This window comes from Bartonella sp. AA78NXGY, from assembly GCF_042197005.1.
GTDB lineage: Bacteria > Pseudomonadota > Alphaproteobacteria > Rhizobiales > Rhizobiaceae > Bartonella.
In genome coordinates this window covers 1-722 of record NZ_JBHIRI010000085.1, presented here as the reverse complement: position 1 = coordinate 722, position 722 = coordinate 1, and the positions used below count along the sequence as shown (strand labels likewise).

The 722-nt window shown below is 38.4% G+C and carries 1 protein-coding gene; it reads right to left on the bottom strand.

The genetic code is table 11. From position 1 onward, the window contains the following. Positions 1-32 precede the first annotated feature (32 nt). Positions 33-722 (bottom strand): ABC transporter substrate-binding protein (locus tag ACFINL_RS09765; protein WP_375651494.1); only part of this gene is annotated, 690 nt, incomplete at its 5' end.

Here is a 722-nt window from a genome sequence, read left to right as displayed (position 1 = left end):
TGTTTTTTATATTTTATAAACTTGATACCTTCTTATTTTTCAATTGCACTATAAAAAATACGTGGTGCACTATTCCAAACCCATTTTTTAACATCAGGTGTCATCGCTATCGTGTGATACGTCTGATAGATAAAAGCATAAGGCCCTTTCTGCATAAAATCACGTTGTAAATCAGCATACATTTGCGCCCGTTTTTTGGGATCTTTTTGAAACAATGCATCTTGAACCTTTTGATTCATAGTTTCATCCAAATACCCATGGCACCAACTCGCATAGCCTGTATTTTTAGCCTCAAGCCGATTATCTGGATTATAAATAAGACGTGAAGCCATTGTATGGGGGTCCCCAGAGCCATTATTCCATCCGAAAAAAATCGTATCAAAACCACGCGCATAAAATTTTGAAAACAACTGCGTACCTACAAAACGTTCAATTTTAAAACGTACTCCAACTTTTTTTGCATTGTCTTGGAGAGACTGAGCAATAGGCAAAGCAAAAGGATAAGGAGAGGCACCGGCAAAAATACTGGCCTCAAAACCATCCGGATAACCTGCCTCTGTTAAAAGTTGCTTTGCTTTTTGGAGATCAAGTTTAAAGGGTTGTCCCTCTTTTTCATCCAAAGCTCCAAGATTACCAAGAGGAATAAAACTTGCACGTGGAATACCAACATCTTTGAGAAGAGTCTTACCGAGTCCTTCATAGTCAATAAGATAGCGCATCGC